Annotated in this window: 12 protein-coding genes and 1 tRNA gene; 11 read left to right on the top strand and 2 right to left on the bottom strand. The window is 67.0% G+C overall.

What is annotated here, in order from left to right; genetic code table 11:
* Positions 1 to 157 precede the first annotated feature (157 nt).
* The 8 genes from recC to ACY3GB_RS17160 all read left to right on the top strand — a co-directional run bounded on the left by recC (position 158) and on the right by ACY3GB_RS17160 (position 14,422).
* Positions 158 to 3,355 (top strand): exodeoxyribonuclease V subunit gamma, encoded by a 3,198-nt coding sequence (gene recC / locus ACY3GB_RS17125; protein WP_463089794.1) that lies wholly within the window; start codon positions 158 to 160, stop codon positions 3,353 to 3,355.
* Entirely contained in the window at positions 3,352 to 6,936 is a 3,585-nt protein-coding gene (gene recB / locus ACY3GB_RS17130; protein WP_463089795.1) for an exodeoxyribonuclease V subunit beta, read from the top strand. The genes recC and recB overlap by 4 nt, the downstream gene beginning before the upstream one ends.
* Positions 6,937 to 6,987: 51 nt before the next feature.
* On the top strand, positions 6,988 to 8,472 hold the full coding sequence (pap, locus tag ACY3GB_RS17135) for a polyphosphate:AMP phosphotransferase (RefSeq protein ID WP_463089796.1): 1,485 nt from the start codon (positions 6,988 to 6,990) through the stop codon (positions 8,470 to 8,472).
* Positions 8,465 to 9,187, top strand: a complete 723-nt coding sequence (locus ACY3GB_RS17140; protein ID WP_463089797.1) for a substrate-binding periplasmic protein — start codon at positions 8,465 to 8,467, stop codon at positions 9,185 to 9,187. Before pap ends, ACY3GB_RS17140 begins: the two co-directional genes overlap by 8 nt.
* Positions 9,188 to 9,219: 32 nt before the next feature.
* A complete protein-coding gene (gene recD, locus ACY3GB_RS17145; RefSeq protein WP_463089798.1) occupies positions 9,220 to 10,917 on the top strand; it encodes an exodeoxyribonuclease V subunit alpha in 1,698 nt (565 codons plus the stop codon).
* Between the two features lie 106 nt (positions 10,918 to 11,023).
* Positions 11,024 to 11,905: an NUDIX hydrolase gene (locus ACY3GB_RS17150; RefSeq protein ID WP_463089799.1), complete on the top strand. Its 882-nt coding sequence runs from the start codon at positions 11,024 to 11,026 to the stop codon at positions 11,903 to 11,905.
* A gap of 283 nt (positions 11,906 to 12,188) precedes the next feature.
* A complete protein-coding gene (locus tag ACY3GB_RS17155) occupies positions 12,189 to 12,398 on the top strand; it encodes a hypothetical protein (RefSeq protein WP_463089800.1) in 210 nt (69 codons plus the stop codon).
* A 161-nt stretch (positions 12,399 to 12,559) separates the two neighbouring features.
* The gene (locus tag ACY3GB_RS17160) at positions 12,560 to 14,422 is read left to right on the top strand and encodes an ABC transporter ATP-binding protein (RefSeq protein ID WP_463089801.1); all 1,863 of its coding nucleotides are present in this window, start codon (positions 12,560 to 12,562) and stop codon (positions 14,420 to 14,422) included.
* A 272-nt stretch (positions 14,423 to 14,694) separates the two neighbouring features.
* Here the strand turns inward: ACY3GB_RS17160 and ACY3GB_RS17165 are convergent.
* Positions 14,695 to 14,771: transfer RNA gene (locus ACY3GB_RS17165), tRNA-Arg, on the bottom strand.
* Between the two features lie 137 nt (positions 14,772 to 14,908).
* On the opposite strand from ACY3GB_RS17165, the gene ACY3GB_RS17170 reads away from it, so the two are divergent.
* The gene (locus ACY3GB_RS17170) at positions 14,909 to 15,652 is read left to right on the top strand and encodes a c-type cytochrome (RefSeq protein WP_463089802.1); all 744 of its coding nucleotides are present in this window, start codon (positions 14,909 to 14,911) and stop codon (positions 15,650 to 15,652) included.
* A gap of 260 nt (positions 15,653 to 15,912) precedes the next feature.
* On the opposite strand, the gene ACY3GB_RS17175 is transcribed toward ACY3GB_RS17170, so the two are convergent.
* Positions 15,913 to 17,937 (bottom strand): UvrD-helicase domain-containing protein, encoded by a 2,025-nt coding sequence (locus ACY3GB_RS17175; RefSeq protein ID WP_463089803.1) that lies wholly within the window; start codon positions 17,935 to 17,937, stop codon positions 15,913 to 15,915.
* Between the two features lie 119 nt (positions 17,938 to 18,056).
* Between ACY3GB_RS17175 and ACY3GB_RS17180 the strand changes: the two genes are divergently transcribed.
* Both ACY3GB_RS17180 and ACY3GB_RS17185 read left to right on the top strand, forming a co-directional pair.
* Complete coding sequence (locus ACY3GB_RS17180) at positions 18,057 to 18,890, top strand: symmetrical bis(5'-nucleosyl)-tetraphosphatase (protein ID WP_463089804.1); 834 nt, start codon at positions 18,057 to 18,059, stop codon at positions 18,888 to 18,890.
* A gap of 76 nt (positions 18,891 to 18,966) precedes the next feature.
* On the top strand, positions 18,967 to 20,370 hold the full coding sequence (locus ACY3GB_RS17185) for an MBOAT family O-acyltransferase (protein ID WP_463089805.1): 1,404 nt from the start codon (positions 18,967 to 18,969) through the stop codon (positions 20,368 to 20,370).
* Positions 20,371 to 20,377: the final 7 nt, after the last annotated feature.

Consider the following 20,377-nt stretch of genomic DNA (forward strand, 5'->3'; position numbering starts at 1 on the left):
GGGGCGGGAATGTGGAATGTCATCATCATGGCCGTATTGAATGTCATCCGCGCGGGGCGGGCATTGATGGGCGTCAATCGCCGCCGGTTCCCCGGCCGGCCGCCGCGCGATGCTACAATCCGGCCATATCCGCATCCAGGCGCGCGCACTCCATTCCATGCTGTTTCTCTATCAATCCAATCGTCTCGAGCAACTGGGCGAGCTGTTCTGCGGCATGACCCAGGCGATGCCGCTGGCCGACCCGTTCGCGGCGGAAACCGTGATCGTGCAAAGCCGCGGCATGGGACGCTGGATCACCCTGGACGTGGCGCGCAAGGCCGGCATCGCCGCCAATATCGATTTCGCGCTGCCGGCAGCCTTCGCCTGGCGGCTGATGCAGCAGGTGATGCCCGACTTGCCGCGCAAGTCGGCCTTCGTGCCCGAGGTGCTGGTCTGGCGCTTGCTGGCGCTGCTGCCGAAGCTGGAAGGCGAGCCGTTCGGTCCGGTGCTGCATTATCTGGAGGGCGGCGAGGCCGCGGCCTTCGAGCTGGCGGGCAAGATCGCCGACATCTTCGACCAGTATCTGGTGTTCCGCCCGGACTGGATCCGCGCCTGGGAGGCCGACGAGCTGCTGGGCCTGGGCGAAGACGAGGCCTGGCAGGCAGCGTTGTGGCGGCAACTGGCCGAAAGCGACCCGGGCCGCCACCGGGTGCGGATGCTGGACCAGTTCTTCGCCGAGCTGAAGCCCGAGCACTTGCCGCCGCGGGTGACGCTGTTCGGCATCGCCAGCCTGGCGCCGATGTATCTGGCGCTGGTCAAGCGGCTGGCCGAGCTGACCGACGTCTGCCTGTTCACGTTGAATCCGTGCGAGGCTTACTGGGGCGACATCGTCGACGCGCGCCGGATGCTGAAGCTCAGGCAGGCCGGCGACCTATTCGCCACCCAGGGCCATCCCTTGCTGTCGTCGCTGGGCAAGCAGGGGCGGGACTTTTTCGAGCTGATCGCCGAGGACGCCGAGCTGGACGCCAAGCCGCTGTTCGCCGCGCCCAAGGGCGACAGCCTGCTGGCCCGGCTGCAGCGCGACATCCTGGAGCTCAACGATCCGGCGCAGCTGCCGCGGCCTTTCAACCCGGCCGACGACTCGGTGGAAGTGCACGCCTGCCATGGCCCGATGCGCGAGCTGGAGGCGCTGAAGGACCGGCTGCTGGCGATGTTCGCCGCCGATCCCAGGCTCAGCCCGGCCGACGTGGCGGTGCTGACGCCGGACATCAACGCCTACGCGCCGTACATCGACGCGGTGTTCGGCCGCCGCGACGACGCGCCCAACATCCCGTACAGCATCGCCGACCGCCGCGTCGAGCGCGAGCAGCCGCTGCTGTCCACCTTCGCTGCCGTGTTGAAGCTGGCCGATTCCCGCTTCGCCGCCGACGAGGTGCTGGCGCTGCTGGATTGCCCGGCGCTGCTGGCCCGCTTCGACCTGGCCGACGCCGACCTCGCCTTCATCCAGGACTGGGTGCGCGGCGCCGGCATCCGCTGGGGGCGGGATGCCGCGCACAAAGCGTCGCTGGGCCTGCCGGCCGAAGCCGCCTACACCTGGCGCTGGGGGCTGGATCGCCTGCTGTTGGGCACCGTGCTGCCGCCGGCGCTGGCCGGAGACGACGCCGGCCTGTTCGCCGGCCTGCTGCCGCACACCGCCGCCCAGGGGCAGTTGGGCGAGGCGCTGGCCCGTTTCGCCGATTTCTACGACGCGCTGGACGCGCTGGCCGGCGAATGGTCGACGCCGGCTTCGCCGCAAGAGTGGGCGCAGCGCTTCCACCTGGCCTGCGACAGCCTGTTCCTGGCCGACGGCGACGACGAGGCGGCGCTGGAGCTGTTGCGGGAAACCTTCGCCGAGCTGGCCGAGGACGCCGACCTGGCCGGCTTCGGCCAGCCGGTGGGGCTGGCGGTGGCGCGCGACTGGCTGCTGCGCAAGCTGTCCTCGTCGTCGGCGCAGGGCTTCCTGTCCGGCGGCGTGACCTTCTGCGCGATGGTGCCGATGCGCTCGATACCGTTCCAGGCGCTATGCCTGGTGGGCATGAACGACGGCGCCTACCCGCGCGACGAGCGGCCGGTCAGCTTCGACCTGGTGGCGCGCAATCCGCGCCGCGGCGACCGTTCGCGCCGCTTCGACGACCGCTACCTGTTTCTGGAGGCGATCCTGTCCGCCCGCGGCCGGCTGTATCTCTCTTATGTCGGCCAGTCGGCGCGCAGCGGCGAGCCGCTGCCGCCGTCGCCGCTGGTGTCGGAGCTGCTGGACACGCTGTCGGCGATGTGCGGCGAGGACATGGCGGCGCGGCTGACGCTGCGCCACCCGCTGCAGCCGTTCTCGCCCAAGTCGTTCGACGGCGGCGACGCGCGGCTGGCCAGCTTCGAGCCGGCTTTCGCCGCCGCGCTGGCCGCGCCGGCTGCCGAGCCCGAGCCCTTCGTCGCGCCGCTGCCGGACGAGACGGCGGCGACGGTGGTCAATCTGCACGATTTCATCCGCTTCTGGCAGAACCCGGCGCGGGCCTGGCTGGCCGACCGGCTGGCACTGCGCGTCGCCTACCGCGGCGAGGCGCAGCCGGCGCGGGAGCCGTTCGCGATGGAGCGCGACGCCAGCCACGCGCTGCGCCGCCAGCTGGTGGAGGCGATGCTGCACCGCAAGCCGTCGGCGCCGGTGCGGCAAAGAGCGGCCGCCGCCGGCCTGCTGCCCACCGGCGAGCTGGGCCAGGCCTGGCTGCAGGAGGAGGGCCGGGCCAGCGCCCGGCTGGCCGGCCGCTTGCCGCGCGCGCTGGGCGAGGAGACGCTGCCGCCGCAGCCGGTGCATCTGGACATCGCCGGCTTCACGCTGGTGGGCGAGCTGTACGGCCTGCGGCCCGAGGGCCGGCTGGATTTCATCGTCGGCAAGCTGAATGCCGCCCAGCGCGTCGCGCTGTGGCTGAGCCATCTGATCCTGTGCGCGGCGCGGCCGGCGGGCGTGGTTCCGCACAGCGCCTGCTACGACGACGCCGGCAGCACGCTGCTTAACGAGGAGATCGACGCCGCCGGCCTGCTGGCGCCGTGGCTGGTCCGCTGGAAGCAGGGCCAGGCCCAGCCGCTGCCGTTCTTCGGCCGCACCAGCTGGGCCTACGCCGAGGCGCTGGCCAAAGCGCCCGAAAACCGCGAAAAAGCTTTGGCCGCCGCCTGGCAGAAGTGGGAGCCCAATTTCATCGCCGGCGACGGCATCGCGCAGAAGGACGAGCCGGCGATCGCGCTGGCCTTCCGCCACCAGTCGCCGCTGGAAGACCCCTTGTTCGCTCAGTTGGCGGAGACGCTGCTGCTGCCGCTGGCCGAGCGCCTGCAGGGAGGCGAGGCATGAACGCGCCGCAGGCGCTGGACGCGCTGAACTGCCCGCTGGCGGGCGTCAACCTGATCGAGGCCTCGGCCGGCACCGGCAAGACCTGGACCATCGCCGCGCTGTTCGCCCGGCTGCTGCTGGAAGAGCGCGACGGCGCGCCGCCGCCGGCCATCGAGCAGATCCTGGTGGTCACCTACACCAAGGCCGCCACCGCCGAGCTGCGCGAGCGGCTGCGCCGACGGCTGGCCGAGATGCTGGCGCTGCTGGACGGCAAGGCCGACGGCGACGACTTCCTGCAGGCGCTGGCCGCGCGCTTTCCCGAGGGGCCGGCGCGCGACGTGGCCCGCCAGCGGCTGATCGCCGCGGTCAACGGTTTCGACGCTGCCGCCATCTACACCATCCACGGCTTCTGCCAACGGGTGCTGACCGACGCCGCCTTCGAGAGCGGCCAGACCTTCCAGGCCGAGCTGGTCGAGGACGACGCCGCGCGGCTGGCCGAAATCGTCGACGACTTCTGGCGCCGCCGCATCGTCGCCGCGCCGCTGCTGGCCCAGGTGCTGGTGGAGCGCGGCGAGACGCCGGACGCGTGGCTGGCCGAGATCCGTCCCTATCTGTCCAAACCCTATCTCAAGCTGCGCGCGCCGGACGCCGTCAGGCTGGAGACCGCCCAGCGCCTGGTTTTCGAGCGCTGGCGGGCGCTGGCCGGCGAGCCGGCGCTGGCGGAAGAGGGCTTGGCGCTGTTCCTCGCCCATCCCGGCTTCAAGGCCAACATCTACCGGCCCGACACCATGGCGCGCGCCGCCGACAATCTGCGTGGCTGGCTGGCGCAGCCCGACGCGCTGCCCGAGCTGGACAGCGACAGCCGCAAGCTGCTGGACAAGCTGCGGCCGGAGGCGCTGGCCAAGGGCATGAAGAAGGGCTGCGATGCGCCGGCCCACCCCTTGTTCGAGCGGCTGGAGGCCTGGCTCGCCGCCTGGGACGTCTACATGGACCAGGTGGCCAACTCGCTGGCCGGGCTGAAGCTGGAACTGATCGCCTGGGCCAACGAAGAGCTGGCGCGGCGGCGCGGTGTGGAGCGCAGCCGCAGCTTCGACGATCTGCTGACCGATCTGGGCGCGGCGCTGGACCATCCGGAAACCGGGCCGCTGCTGGCGGCGCAAGTGGCGGACAGCTTCTCCGTGGCGCTGATCGACGAATTCCAGGACACCGACCCCACCCAGTACCGGATCTTCCGCCGCTGCTTCGTCGAGGAGGCGCGGCCGGTGTTCCTGGTCGGCGATCCGAAGCAGGCGATCTACAGCTTCCGCGGCGCCGACATCTTCGCCTATCTGGCGGCCCGCCACGACGCCGAGCGGCAGTACACGCTGGACACCAACCGCCGCTCCGACGAGCCGCTGGTGGCCACCGTCAACGCCCTGTTCGGCCGCGAGCTGCCGTTCCTGCTAGACGGCATCGCCTACCAGCCGGTGGCGGCCAGCCCCTCGTCCGGGGGCAGGCTGGAGGTGGACGACGATCGCGCGCCGTTCAACGCGCAATGGATGCAGGCCGGCGAAAAAGAATTGAGCAAGGAAGTGGCCGAGCAGGCCGCGGCGGAAGCCTGCGCCGACGAGATCGCCCGGCTGCTGACGCTGGCGGCAGACGACCGCGCCGCCATCGTCAAGGGCGCGTCGCGGCGGCCGCTGGCCGGCGGCGACATCGCGGTGCTGGTGGCCACCCACAGCCAGGGCGACCGGGTGCGGACCGAGCTGCGCGCGCGCAGCGTGGCCAGCGTGGCGCTGACCCAGGAGAGCGTGTTCGCCAGCCGCGAGGCCGGCGAGATGCTGGCCCTGCTGCACGCCTGGGCCGAGCCGGCCAACGAGGGCCGGCTGCGGCGCGCGCTGGCCACCGAGCTGGCCGGCCTCAACGCCGCGCGGATCAAGTCCGAGCTGGAAGACGAGACGCGTTGGGAGCGGCAGTTGCTGAAGAACGCCGACGACCACCAACGCTGGCGCGAGCGCGGCTTCATGGCCGCCTGGCGGCATTATTTCGCCCGCGAGCGCGCGGCGGAGCGGCTGCTGCCCTTGCCGGACGGCGAACGGCGCCTGACCAATCTGGGGCATCTGGCCGAGCTGATCCAGCAGGAGAGCGAGGGGCGCCAGGGCATGGCGCCGCTGCTGGCGTGGTTTGCCGCCCGCGTCGCCGATCCGCCGCGCGGCGAGGACGCGGTGCTGCGGCTGGAGAGCGACGCCGCGCTGGTCAAGATCGTCACCGTCCACACTTCCAAGGGCCTGCAGTACCCGGTGGTGTTCTGCCCCTTCTTGTGGAACGGCGCGCTGGAGCGGCGCGGCGCCGGCTTCTGGAGCTATCACGACGGCGACGAGCCGTGGCTGGCGCCGGAGGCGGCCGCCGACGACGGCATCCGGCAGGCGGCGCGGAGCGAGATGCTGGCCGAGAAGCTGCGCCTGCTGTACGTGGCGCTGACCCGCGCCCAATACCGGCAGTACATCGCCTGGGGCTGGGTGCGGGAGCTGAAGACCGCGGCGCTGTCCTGGCTGCTGCACGCGCCGGGCGCGCGCGACCTGGCTGCGCTGGAGGCGCTGGAGCTGGACGGCGGCACCGTGGAGGCGCAGCTGCGGGCCTTTCTCGACCAGCGCGGCGACGCGGCGCGCTGGCTGGCCGGCGAGGGGCGGCAGACGCTGGCCGGCGGCCGCGATCCCGGCCGCGCCTACGCCGCGCGGCCGTTCGAGCGCAAGCTGTACACGCCGTGGAAGATCGCCAGCTTCACCTCGTTGACCCATGACGCCGGCAGCCATCTGGCCGAAGCGCCGGACTACGACCGCGCGGCGGCGCCGGCGGTTCAGCCGGAAGATCCGGTCCGGGATCGCTTCAGCTTCCCGCGCGGTGCCAAGGCCGGCGTCTGCCTGCACGAGATTTTCGAGAACATCAGCTTCGGGGCGGACGAGGACGACATCCGCGCGGCGGTGGCGCGCGCGCTGGCGCGGCACGGCTTCGGCGAGGAGTGGCTGGACGCCGGCTGCGAGCTGATCCTGGACGCGCTGAACGCCGAGATCGCCCCCGGCGCGCGGCTGCGCGGCGTCGCCGACCACCAGCGGCTGATCGAGCTGGAATTCACGCTGCCGGTGAAGAGGCTGGACGTGGCGGCGCTGATCGCCGCGCTGCAAAAGCCGGAGCACGGCCTGGCCGAACCGTTCCGGCGCGCCGCCGGCGCGCTGGATTTCGCCAGCGTGCAGGGTTTTTTGAAAGGCTTCGTCGACCTGGTGTGCGAGGCGGACGGCCGCGTCTATTTGATCGACTACAAGTCCAACCATCTGGGCGACGCTTACGACGATTATCGCGACGACAGTCTGGTCCACGCGGTGGCGCGCGAGCATTATTACCTGCAGTACCTGATTTACCTGGTGGCGCTGCGGCGCTACTTCGCCGCGCGCGGCGCGGATTGGGACGGCCGCTTCGGCGGCGTGCGCTACCTGTTTCTGCGCGGCATGGGCGAGCCGGGCTGCGGCGTGTGGGCCGATGCGCCGTCCGCGGCGCTGCTGGACGCGCTGGACGCGCTGCTGGCGGGATCCGGAACCAAGAGAGGCCCTGGTAGTTCTACGCAGTGATGGCGACCGGGGATGGCAACTAAGCTAAGCAAGTGGACAAGGATGTAAAACATGTTTGAATCCGCCGAAATCGGCCACAGCATAGACAAAGACACTTTCCGCAAGATGATGCCGGCGCTGCGCGAGGCGCTGCTGGACGTGCAGTACGACTTGAAGGAAAAAGCCGATTTCCCGGTGCTGATCCTGATCCACGGTTTCGACGGCGCCGGCCGCGGCGAAACGATGAATCTGATCAACGAGTGGCTGGACCCTAGGCTGATTCACACCGTCGCCTTCGACAAGCCCAACGACGAGGCGCGCGCCCGGCCGTGGATGTGGCGCTACTGGAACGAGCTGCCCGCCACCGGCCGCATCGGCATGTTCTTCGGCTCCTATTATTCCGACACCCTGTTCGAGCGGGTGTTCAGCCGCAGCGACCGCGACGCCTTCGACCGGCAGATTTTCGACATCCTGCGCTTCGAGCGCATGCTGACGCTGGACGGGGCGGTGGTGTTGAAGTTCTGGTTCCATCTGAGCCGCGACAAGCAGAAGCAGCGGCTGAAGACGCTGGAGCAAGACCCGGCCACCAGCTGGCGCGTGACCAAGACCGACTGGGAGCACTATGAGCGGTACGACAAGATTCGCAAGTACGGCGAGCACATGCTCAGGCTGACCAATACCGCGCACGCGCCGTGGATCGTCATCGACGGCGAGGACGCCAACTACCGCAGCCTGACGGTGGCCAATACCATACTGGAGGCGATACGCAGCCGCATCGGCCAGCCGGCGTTGTCCACCGACCGGGTGGAGGCGCCGCCGCTCTTGGCGCCGATAGACAACAAGCTGGTGCTGGACACGCTGGAGCTGGACCAGAAGCTGGACAAGGCCAGCTACCAGAAAAAGCTGGACCAGCTGCAGGGCAGGCTGAACAAGCTGACCCGCGATCCGCGCTTCGGCAACCACTCGCTGGTGCTGGCGTTCGAGGGCAACGACGCGGCCGGTAAGGGAGGCAGCATACGCCGCATCACCCAGGCACTGGACGCCCGCCGCTACCGGGTGGTGCCGGTGGCCGCGCCGACGCAGGAGGAAAAGGCCAAGCCCTGGCTGTGGCGCTTCTGGCGGCATCTGCCGGGCAAGGGCGGCATCGCCATCTTCGACCGCAGCTGGTATGGCAGGGTGCTGGTGGAGAGGGTGGAGGGCTTCGCCGCCGAGGCCGACTGGATGCGCGCCTATTACGAGATCAACGACTTCGAGCACCAGTTGACCGAGAACGGCGCTATCGTGCTGAAGTTCTGGCTGGCGATCAGCAAGGATGAGCAGCTGGCGCGCTTCAAGGGCCGGGAGGAAACGGGCTTCAAGCGTTTCAAGATCACCGACGAGGATTGGCGCAACCGCGACAAATGGGACCTCTACCGCCAGGCGGTCAGCGACATGGTGGATCGCACCAGCACCAGCAAGGTGCCGTGGACGCTGGTGGAGGCCAACAACAAGTATTTCGCGCGCATCAAGATACTGTCCACCATCTGCGACGCGCTGGAGGCCAGGCTGAGTGAATAGGCTGTGGTGGGGACTGATGCTGTTGCTGTGCCTGCCGGCGCTGGCCCAGCCCACGCTTCGGGCCGGGCTGGCCAACGACAGCGGCGAATCGCTGCGCGCGAACGCCGACGATGGGCTCTCGCTGGCCTACCGCGACGCGCTGGCCTTGATCGCCCGGCAAAGCGGCGTCCATTTCCAGCTCGATTACTACCCCTCGCAACGTCTGGAGCAGCTGTTCCAGGTAGGCAAGCTGGATGTCGAAGTCGGCGTCAACGCGTCATGGCGCGCCTTGTCCCCGGTGGCCGGCTTCTACACCCAGCCCATCGCCGACGCGGAGTTCGTGTTGTGCCTGCCGCCTGACAAGGGCAAGCGGCCCGCCACCCTGGCCTCGCTGAAGGGCGGCACCATTGGCACGCTGCTGGGCCAGCGCTTCCCTTCGCTGGAGAGCGCGTTCGCCAGCCGCAAGCTGCTGCGCGACGGGTCGGCCAACGAGGACGAAATGCTGGACAAGCTGCGCCAGGGCCGGGTCCAGGCCGTGGTGCTGGAGCGCCGCCGCGCGCAATACTGGGGCCGGCGCGACGAAGGCGGCCGCTGTCTGCCGGGCGAGTCGCTGGGCAGTCTGCCGGTCGCGCTGCGGCTGCATCCGCGCTACCGGGACTTGCTGCCGGGCCTGAACCAGGCCATCCAGCAACTGCAAGAGCAAGGCCGCTTGCGGCCGCTGTTCGCCCGCCGTTGAGCGCGGCGTCAGTCCATCCGGAAGTTCCATCGATGAAATCCGATATCCCGCTATTGCCCGGCCAACTGGTCAAGCTGTTCCAACGCCTGGCGCCCGGCGCCGACGACAGGGTGCTGGCGCTGATAGGCGAATTGAGCAGCGCCAATCTGGCCGGCCACGTCTGCCTGCCGCTCGCCCATCGCGGCGAGGCGGCGGCGCTGCGCGGCAGCCCGCTGGTCGGCCAGCCGGGCGATTACGCGCCCCTGATCCTGGACGAGGCCGGACGGCTGTATTTCGCCCGCCACTGGCATGACGAGGACAGGCTGGCCGAGGGGCTGGCGCGGCTGGCCCAGCCGCTGCCCCCGCCGGACGAGGCGCGGTTGGCCGATTTGCTGGCGCGACTGTTTCCCGGCGCGGCCGACGGCGAGCCGGACCGGCAGAAGCTGGCGGCGGCGTTGGCCGCGCGGCAGCGGCTGATGGTGATTTCTGGCGGGCCCGGCACCGGCAAGACCACCACCGTGGTGCGGCTGCTGGCGCTGCTGGCGGCGATGTCGCCGCGCCCGCTGGTGATGGCGATGGCGGCGCCGACCGGCAAGGCGGCGGCGCGGCTGTCCGAATCGGTGCGCGCGGCGCGCGACCGGCTGGACGTGGATGACGCGGTGCGCCGCCAGTTGCCGGCCCAGGCGGAGACGCTGCACCGGCTGCTCGGCCTGCGCCCCGGCGTGGAGGCGCCGCGCCACCACGCCGGCAATCCGCTGCCGCTGGACGTGCTGGTGGTGGACGAGGCGTCGATGATAGACCTGGCGTTGATGGCGCGCACGGTGGCGGCGCTGCCGTCGCAGGCCAGGCTGATCCTGCTGGGCGACCGCGACCAGCTGTCGTCGGTGGAGGCCGGCGCGGTGCTGGGCGAGCTGTGCGGGCGCATCGCCTATCGCGACGAAACCTCGCAATGGCTGCAGCGGGTGGCCGGCGCCAGCCTGCGGGGCGACGCCGCGCCCGGCGGCGCGCTGACCGACTGCGTGGCGTTGCTGACGCGCAGCCACCGCTTCGGCGCGGATTCCGGCATCGGCGAGCTGGCGCGGCGGGTCAACGCCGGCGAGGGGCGGGCCTCGCTGCAAGTGCTGGACGACGCCGGCCGGCCCGATGTCTGGCGGCAGGACGCGGCCGACGACGCGGCGCTGCTCGCTCGCCGGCGCGGCTACCTGGACGCGGTCGCCGCCGGCGCTGGCGCGGACGAGGCGCAGCGCGAGTTTTCCGCTTTCATGCTGCTGGCTGCCGAGCGGCGCCAGGTGGCCGACTGCAACCGCCGCATCGAGCGCGAGCTGGAAGCGGCCGGCGTCAAGCAGGAAGGCCGCGACTGGTATCCGGGCCGGCCGGTGATGATAGGCGAGAACGATTACGGGCTGGGCCTGTTCAACGGCGACATCGGCTTCGCCTTGCAGCGGCCGTCCGGCCTGAGGGTGCTGTTCCCATCGGCCGACGGCGGCTGGCGCGAGTTCGCGCCCGGGCGGCTGCCGGCGCACGACACGGTGTTCGCGATGACGGTTCACAAGAGCCAGGGCTCGGAGTACGACGAGGTGTGGCTGCAGTTGCCGCAGCAGGCCGGCGCGCTGCTGAACCGCGCGCTGTTGTATACCGCCATCACCCGCGCCCGCTCCCGTTTCGCCGCGGTGGGGGACGCCGAGGTCTGGCTGCGCGGGGCGGAATTGGCGCCGCGGCGGGATTCCGGGCTCGGCGACCGGCTGCGTTGAAATCGCGGGAATGCAACAGTCTCCGGCTTTGTGCGACGAAGGATAGTCAAGCGTCGGCAGACATCCTAATATGCAGCCTTCCCGGAACAACGCAGGGGGAGTGGTCATGCAGGTGGACGCCGTACTCGGCTATCTGGACAAGGTCAGCCGCTTCGATGCTCAGCAGTTCACGCCGCTGTTCATCGGCACCGAAAGAATGGGGTGCGTCAACGCCCAGTGGAAAGAGCGCCTGCTGCAGCACGAACCGCGGTTGTTCGAGGAAACCTTCCAGGGTCTGCGTTGCATGGCGAAGGGCAGCTATCGCAGCATCAGCCACGCGCTGGCCCAGGCCGCGCGGCGCTGGCAACAAGCTGGCTGGCTCAACGGCTGGCGCAACGAGAACTTCACCGCTTTCCGCCAGGACGGCAGCCCCTATTTCGAATTGGAGCGCGCGGCTTTTCGTCCGCTGGGCCTGACCAGCCGCGCGGTGCATGTCAACGGCCTGTGCCGGCTCGACGACGGCGAGGTTCGGATGTGGGTGGGGCGGCGCAGCCCGCACAAGGCGGTGGACCCGAACCGGATGGACAACCTGGTCGGCGGCGGCGTCGCCGCCGGGGAAACCCTGGCGCTGGCGCTGGAGCGCGAGTCGTGGGAAGAGGCCGGCATCGCGCGCGAACGGGTGGATGGCCTGGCGCCGTCGTCGCTGCTGCTGGCGCAGCGGCCGGTGGCGCGGGGCCTGCACCGCGAATGGCTGTACGCCTACGATCTGTGGCTGGCGCCGGGAGAGTCGCCGGCTTGCCAGGATGGCGAGGTGGCCGAGCATCTGCTGCTGCCGTTCTCCGAGGTGGAGCAGCTGCTGGTGGAAGAGCGCTTCATGATAGACGCGGCGCTGGTCGGCATGGATTGCCTGTGCCGGCATGGCTACTGGGAGCGCCACAACCAGAAGATGGCCGACGCGCTCTCCCGGGTCCGCTACGCGCAGGGCCAGGAAATGGCCGTGCCGGCCTGAGCGCCGGCTTGCGGCGGACGCCGCGCGCTTATCGACAACCCGGCGTGGCCGGGTTTTTTCTCGCCGGTTTTCCCATATTCAATTTTCTCATTCGTTTGTCCAGGCGTTTTTCCGGCATTATCCGCATTTGTTAGTATGTTTGCATTGAATTGTAAACAAGATCGGATTTCTCCTTACATGGCGCGGCATCGATTTTCTATCAGGTAAACTCATGTAGAATCGAGTGCTGGAAATGCATTCCGTATAAAAATATCCGGCAGCGCCATTTTTCGAGAAAATAATAATGTATCGGTTGAAACTGATTTCACCGGATTTCGGCATCGATGACACCGGGCCCCTGCATCCCACCCAGGAGCAGGCGCGCAAGGCCGCCGAACTGATGCTGCATGTCTACAAGGGCAGGCTGAGGGCAGAGGTTCACAAAGTGGACCTGAAGACGCGCACGTCAGAAAAGCTGGAGGAGGTGTACATCCGGCTGGAGCCGCAGAACTGAGGCAAACTGCCGGATGCCGCCAGTCTCGGCTATTTTCGTGCGCGAAAATGACTGCGGACAAACTTTCCCGTTGCAGACCTGCTGAAGATAGGCTACCGTCATCGCTCCACTAAACCCCCTGTCCGGCGACCGCCCTGGTTGTCGGGAATGGAGCGATCTTTATGTTTTCCTGGTTTGAACGCCGGATATCCCCCTATCCGGACACGCCTGCCGCCCAGCCCCCGCGCGGCTTTTTCTCCTTTATCTGGTTCTGTACCCGCGGCATGCGCGGCCTGATCCTGAGCATGACCCTGCTCACCGCGTTGATCGGCGCCTTCGAGGCCCTGTTGTTCTCGATGCTGGGCTCGGTGGTGGACTGGCTGGCCAAAGTGCCGGCCAACCAGCTGTGGCAGCGCGAGAGCGGACACCTGCTGCTGCTGGCCGGCATTCTGTTGGCCAGCGTGCTGCTGGTGTCGCTGCAGGCGATGAGCAAGTATCAGGGCCTGTTTTCCAATTTTCCGATGCGGCTGCGCTGGAATTTCCACCGCCACCTGCTGGGACAGAGCCTGAGCTTCTATCAGGACGAGTTCGCCGGCCGGGTGTCGGCCAAGGTGATGCAAACCGCGCTGGCGGTCCGCGACACCGTGCTGATCATCACCGACATCCTGGTGTTCGTCGTCATCTACTTCGTCACCATGATCGCGGTGCTCGGCCATTTCGACATCATGCTGCTGCTGCCTTTCCTGGCCTGGCTGGCGCTTTACGTCGCGACGCTGTGGTTCTTCGTGCCCAAGCTGGGCAAGGCCGCCAGCCTGCAGGCCGACGCGCGCAGTCTGATGACCGGCCGCATCACCGACGCTTATACCAATATCGCCACGGTCAAGCTGTTCTCGCACGGCCAGCGCGAGGCGCGCTTCGCCAAGGGCGCGATGCAGGAGTTCCTGTCCACCGCCTATCGCCAGATGCGGCTGGTCAGCGGCTTCGAGGTCGTCAACCAGCTGACCAGCATGCTGCTGATCGGCATCACCACAGGTTCCGCGCTGTGGCTGTGGAGCCAGGGCCAGGTCAGCATCGGCGCGGTGGCGGCATCCACCGCGATGGCGCTGAGGCTGAACGGCATTTCGCACTGGATCATGTGGGAGATGTCCAGCCTGTTCGAGAACATCGGCACGGTGCAGGACGGCATCACCACGCTGTCGCGCACGGTGGCGGTGGTGGACAAGCCGGACGCGGCCAAGCTGGAAGTGCCGCGCGGCGAGATCCGCTTCGATAATGTCGATTTCTCCTATGGCGGCGCCAAGCAGGTGATTTCCGGCCTGGACCTGACGATACGTCCGGGCGAGAAGATCGGCCTGGTCGGCCGTTCCGGCGCCGGCAAGTCCACCATCGTCAACCTGCTGCTGCGCTTCTACGACCTGGATGGCGGCCGCATCTTGATCGATGGCCAGGACATCGCCGGGGTGACCCAGGACAGCTTGCGCTCGCAGGTGGGCATGGTGACCCAGGACACGTCCTTGCTGCACCGCTCGGTGCGCGACAACCTGCTGTACGGCAGGCCGGACGCCAATGACGAACAAATGATTGAAGCGGCGCGCAAGGCCGAGGCTGACGATTTCATTCGTTCGCTGACCGATCCCAAGGGGCGCGTCGGCTACGAGGCGCATGTCGGCGAACGCGGCGTCAAACTGTCCGGCGGCCAGCGGCAGCGGATCGCCATCGCGCGGGTGATGCTGAAGGACGCGCCCATCCTGCTGCTGGACGAGGCGACCAGCGCGCTGGATTCGGAAGTGGAGGCGGCGATCCAGCGCAGCCTGTACCGGCTGATGGAAGGCAAGACCGTGGTCGCCATCGCCCACCGCTTGTCCACCATCGCGGCGATGGACCGGCTGATCGTGCTGGACCAGGGCCAGGTGGTGGAGGAGGGCACGCATCAGCAGTTGCTGGCGCAGGGCGGTCTCTATGCCCGGCTGTGGGCGCACCAAAGTGGTGGTTTCCTCGGCGAGGAGGATGGCGACGAGGAGTCCAGCCTGTCCCTGATGGGCTGAGTTGGGCCTGATGATGCAAACACGCAAACCCTTCGGCATGCCGGAGGGTTTTTTATTGGAGCGGGGTGGTAAATTTATGCCTTCGGGACGGCGTGCGTTGTTTTACCCATCGCGTTGCGGGCGACGCGTCAGAAAAGAACGACAGGCGCGGGGCTGCAAGACGAAAGCGGCGAAGCCAGGTAATTAATGCGGGTTTTATGAGAAATGAGCGAAAAAGATATTAATGCTGGGAATCGGGAAAAGCAGGCAGCGAGGCAAGTACTTGTTTTGATTGGCGCACCCGACAGGGATCGAACCTGTGACCTTCAGCTTCGGAAACTGACACTCTATCCAACTGAGCTACGGGTGCGCTGATACTTGAGATCAAGTGGATGCATCATACAGCAAACATCTAATCCGAGTCCAGAGTATGGTTTTTTGCCTTGTGAACTTGCATACCGTATAATTAACCAGTTTTAATTGTCATTTTTTCAGGCGAGGCTTGGGATGAGTAATGAGAACGGAATGGCCCCCGGCCAGATCGTAAAGGTTCTGGTCAGCGTCGTTGTCTTCCTTGTCGTGGCGATTTGGCTATTGGCCAAGCTGGCCACCAGTGGTTTCAACGTGGATGCCGAGGTGATGACCAAGGAAGCCGTGGCCGCCCGCCTGAAACCGGTCGGCGAGTCCAAGGCCAGCGACGCGCCGCCGGGCATGCGCACCGGCGAGCAGGTCTACAAGGGCATCTGCATGTCCTGTCACGCCACCGGCCTGGCCGGCTCTCCCAAGTTCGGCGACGCCGGCGCCTGGGGGCCGCGCATCGCCAAGGGCTGGGATATGCTGGTCGACCACGCGCTGCACGGCTTCAATGCGATGCCGGCCAAGGGCGGCGCGACCGATCTGAGCGATGACGAAGTGAAGCGCGCGGTCGCCTATATGGGCAATGCCGGCGGCGCCAAGTTCACCGAGCCGCCAGTGGGCGGCGCGGCGGGCGCTGCGGCGGCTGCCGATCCGGCCGTGGTGGGCAAGAAGATTTACGACAGCGTGTGCGTGGCTTGCCACGGCGCGGGCGTTGCCGGTGCGCCGAAGTTCGGCGACAAGGCAGCCTGGGCGGCGCGGCTGAAGCCGGGCATGGACGAAGTGGTGAAGATCGCCACCAAGGGGCTGAATGCGATGCCGCCCAAAGGCGGCTATACCGGCAGTGATGCGGAATTCCGCTCGGCTATCGAATACATGGTCAATAATTCAAAATAAGCAGAGCTTGATGTAAAAAAAGCACCCAATCGGCATTGGGTGCTTTTTTAATGCCTTTTGGGTTTTGTGAAATGTCAATGCTTATGACTTGCTAAAAAGGACAGGTGGCACGCTGGGCGATATCGGGCATCATGCGTTCATCTGATTGACCGATTGGCTTTCCAGCCCTTCAGTCAGGTGAGGTTCCCCAGCCTCGCTTCACCCAGAGATGTTCCTCATTCTTCTTTATGGCGCCTCGCGGCGCCATTTTTCTTGCCTGTTCAATCCGTAGGCGTTTCACCCGATTTGTCCTTGCCGGCCAGCATCGCGCTCAGATTGGCCAGCCGCGATTTGCCCTCGCTCTTGCTGACCAGCGGCTCGGCGCCGGGTTTGCCGAAATGGCGCAGGTCTTCGCCGTCGATTTCGCTGATGAAACGCGATGGTTCGATGAACTGCCATTCGCCGGCGCGGCGGCGCTTGACGCAGTAGCTGAGCGTCAGGCTGCGCTGGGCGCGGGTGATGCCGACGTACATCAGCCGCCGCTCTTCTTCCACCATGCCGTTTTCCACCGACTCGCTGTGCGGCAGGATGCCTTCCTCGCAGCCAACCAGGAACACGTGCGGGTATTCCAGGCCCTTGGACGCGTGCAGCGTCGACATCTTCACCGCGTCCACTTCCCCCTCGTCGCGGCCTTCCAGCATGGTGATCAGCGCGATGGTCTGGGTCAGCTCGATCAGGTTCTTGCCGTCGGCCTCGCCCTTCTTCGCCAGCCAGGCCACCATTTCCAGCATGTTCTTCCACTTGGTCTCGGCGATCTTGGGGCTGTCCTCGCTGTCGTACAGCCAGGCTTCGTAGCCTATCGCCTGCAGCAGCTCCAGCGACAGCTTGCCGGCTTCCTCGCGGGTGGCGCGGTACTGCAGTTGGGTGATGAATTCGCAGAATTGCTCCAGCGGCGCCAGTTGCGCCTGCTGCACTTGCACGCGCAGGCCGGGGTCGTGGGCGGCGGCGAACAGGCTCTTGCCGTACTGGCCGGCCCAGGCCCCCAGCTTTTCCAGCGTGCCGGCGCCGACGCCGCGCTTGGGCGTGGTCAGCGCGCGGATGAAGGCCGGGTCGTCGTCCGAGTTGGTGATCAGCCGCATATAGGCGAGCAGGTCCTTGATCTCCGGCTTGTCGAAGAAGCTCTGGCCGCCGGCCATCTGGTAGGGGATGCGCTGGTTGCGCAGCGCCTGCTCGAAGATCCGCGCCTGGTAGTTGCCGCGGTAGAGGATGGCGTAGTCCTTGAACTCGGTGCGGCACTCGAACTTGTGGGCCAGCAGTTTCTGCACCACGGTTTCCGCTTCGTGCTCCTCGTCCTTGCACTGGACCACGTGTATCGGCTCGCCCAGGCCCAGCTCGCTCCACAGCTGTTTTTCGAACAGCTTGGGATTATTGGAGATCACGCTGTTGGCGGCGCGCAGGATGCGCGCGGTGGAGCGGTAGTTTTGCTCCAGCTTGATGACCTTCAGCGCCGGGAAGTCCTGCTGCAGCAGGCGCAGGTTTTCCATATTGGCGCCGCGCCAGGCGTAAATGGACTGGTCGTCGTCGCCCACCGCGGTGAACAGGCCGCGCACGCCGGTCAACAGCTTCACCAGCTGGTACTGGCAGGTGTTGGTGTCCTGGTATTCGTCTATCAGCAGGTAGCGCAATTTGCCCTGCCATTTGAGCAGCACTTCCGGGTGCTCGCGGAACAGCTGCACCGGCAGCCGGATCAGGTCGTCGAAGTCCATCGCCTGGTAGGCGGTGAGGGTGTCCTGATAAGCGAGATAGGTCTTGGCGCAGACGCTTTCCCATTGGTCCTGCGCCGCCAGCAGCATGTCGTCCGGCGTTTTCAGATCGTTCTTCCACAGCGAGATCTGGCTCTGCACCTTGCGGATCTCGTCCTTGGCCGTGGTGTTGAGGATGTCGGCGATGATCTTGCCGGCATCGTAGGCGTCCAGAATGGAGAACTGGGTCTTGTAGCCCAGGTGGGGCGCTTCCTGGCGCAGGATGTGCATGCCCAGCGAGTGGAAGGTGGACACCGTGATGCCGCGGATTTCGGCCGAGCTCATCAGCTTGCCGACCCGCTCCAGCATCTCGCGCGCCGCCTTGTTGGTGAAGGTGATGGCGGCGATGTGGCGGGCGGGTATCCCGCCCTCGCGCACCAAGTGGGCGATCTTGTAGGTGATCACCCGGGTCTTGCCCGAGCCGGCGCCCGCCAGCACCAGCAAGGGGCCGTCGAGATAATGGATGGCCGCGCGTTGCGGCGGATTGAGCAGGGGAGCGGACATGGCGGTCGGGCCCGGACGGGCGCAGCAAATCGGTAATCAAGGCCATGCATTGTAGCATGGGGTATCATGGCTTATCGCGGATGGAATCCCAAGCCCGATCCGCCTCACAAGGAAACCATATGGCCATCTACGCAATCGGCGACATCCAGGGCTGTTTCGAGCCGTTCCAGCAGTTGCTCCGGTTGATCGACTTCAATCCAGGCAAGGACACGCTGTGGCTGACCGGCGATTTGGTCAACCGCGGCCCGCAGTCGCTGGAAGTGCTGCGCTGGGTGTTCCACCATCAGGACCAAGTGGAGATGGTGCTGGGCAACCACGATTTGCATTTGCTGGCGGTGTCGGAGGGTTTCGGCAAGCTCCATCGCGATGACACCATCGAGGATGTGCTCAATGCCGCCGATGGCAAGGTGCTGCTGGACTGGCTGCGCTGCCAACCGTTGATGCTGGAGGGGCAAGGCTACGCGATGGTGCACGCCGGCCTGTTGCCGGAATGGACGATTTCCAAGGCGCTCCGGCTGGCGGAGGAGGTGGAGTTCGGCCTGTCCGGCCAGCGGCACCGCGAATTCCTCGGCCGCTTGTACGGCAACAAGCCTACGCGCTGGAGCGACGACCTGAAGGGCGCGGACCGGCTGCGCCTGATCGTCAACGCGATGACGCGGATGCGCTTCCTGACGCGGGATGGCGAGCTGGACCTCAGTTACAAGGGCGAGCTGGAGGGCGCGCCGGCCAATCTGGTGCCGTGGTTCGAGGCGCCGGGCCGCCGCCATGGCGGCACGCCCATCGTGTGCGGCCACTGGTCGGCGCTGGGCGTGCATCTGGACGAGGATATCCTGGCGATAGACTCGGGCTGCCTGTGGGGCGGCAGCCTGTCGGCGCTGCGGCTGAATGACAGGCAATTGTTTTCTCTGCCCTGCCAGGCTTACCGCGAAATCGCGCTTGCAACAGGCAGATAAATAAATCTTTATCAAAGCTGGCAAGCGGCGGGGCTTGTTGTCATAATTGCCGCCTCCGCCAGCTTGTTACCTTAGCATGAGCTATCTGTCCATTGAGTTCGCCCTGGCTTTCGTCGGTTTTTTTACCGTCTACTGGGGCTGCCGCCGCATGCCCAGCATGCAGAACCTTCTGCTCCTGCTGGCCAGCTACTTGTTCTACGCCAAGCTCGACTGGCGTTTCGCCTCCATTCTTGCCGCCTACACGCTGGCTCAGCATGGCCTGAGCCGGCGGATGGCCGCGTCCGCCAACCCGCGGCGCTGGCTGCAGGCTTGCTTGCTGCTGGCCATCGGCAATCTGGCCTTGTTCAAGTATTTCGATTTCTTCCGCGAAAGCGCGCAGGCCGGCCTAAACGCGCTGGGGGTGACGGCGCTGCTGCCGGCGCTGGACATCCTGATGCCGGTAGGCATTTCCTTTTATACCTTCCAGTCGGTCAGCTACTTCGTGTCGGTGTACCGCAAGGAGATCAAGCCGGCGGCGCTGCCGCAGTTCGCATTGTTCTTGGCGTTCTTTCCCACCTTGCTGGCGGGGCCGATCTGCCGCGCCGGCGACCTGCTGGAGCAGCTGCGCAGCCCGGCGCGGCGGCAGGTGGCACAGCTGGACCGCGCCTTGGGCCTGATCGCGCTGGCGTTGCTGAAGAAACTGTGGCTGGCCGGCTGGCTGGCCAGCGCCTGGGTGGACCCGGTGTTCGCCGCGCCCGATACTTTCCATACCCTGGAAGTGTGGGCGGCGTTCTACGCCTACGCGCTGCAGATCTACCTGGATTTCTCCGGCTATACCGACCTGGTCACCGCGCTGGCGCTGCTGCTGGGCATCCAGCTGCCGCGCAACTTCGACGCGCCCTACCTGGCGCTGAACCTGCGTGATTTCTGGCGGCGCTGGCACATCTCGCTGTCCAGCTGGATCCGCGACTACGTCTACATCCCGCTGGGCGGCAACCGCGATGGCTTCGCCCGCGCTCAGGTCAACCTGCTGGCGGCGATGCTGCTGTCCGGCCTGTGGCACGGCGCCAGCCTGAAATACCTGGTGTGGGGCGCGATGCACGGCCTGGGCGTGGTGGCGTTGAATGTCGGCGACAAGCTGTGGCGGCGCGACGCCGTCAGCGGCGCGTCGCCGTGGCTGGCGCGGCTGATCACTTTCCATTACGTGTGCCTGGCCTGGGTATTCTTTCGCGCCCAGTCGCTGGACGAGGCGATGGATTTCCTCGGCGCGATGTTCGCGCCCTCCGGCCAGGAGCTGACGCTGAACGCGCCGGGATTGCTGCTGCTGCTGGGGCTGTGGCTGGCCGCGCTGCCCATGCTGTCTGCTCTGCCCGAGCGCTGCTTCGGCCGGCTGGCCGCGCTGCCGTGGTGGGGAAAGCCGCTGCTGTTGAGCGCCATCGCGCTGCTGGTGATCTCGCTGGCGCCGTCCGGCATCCCCGCTTTCATTTACTACCAATTCTGACGATTCG

The sequence above is a fragment of the Chromobacterium sp. Ag138 genome (assembly GCF_055181315.1).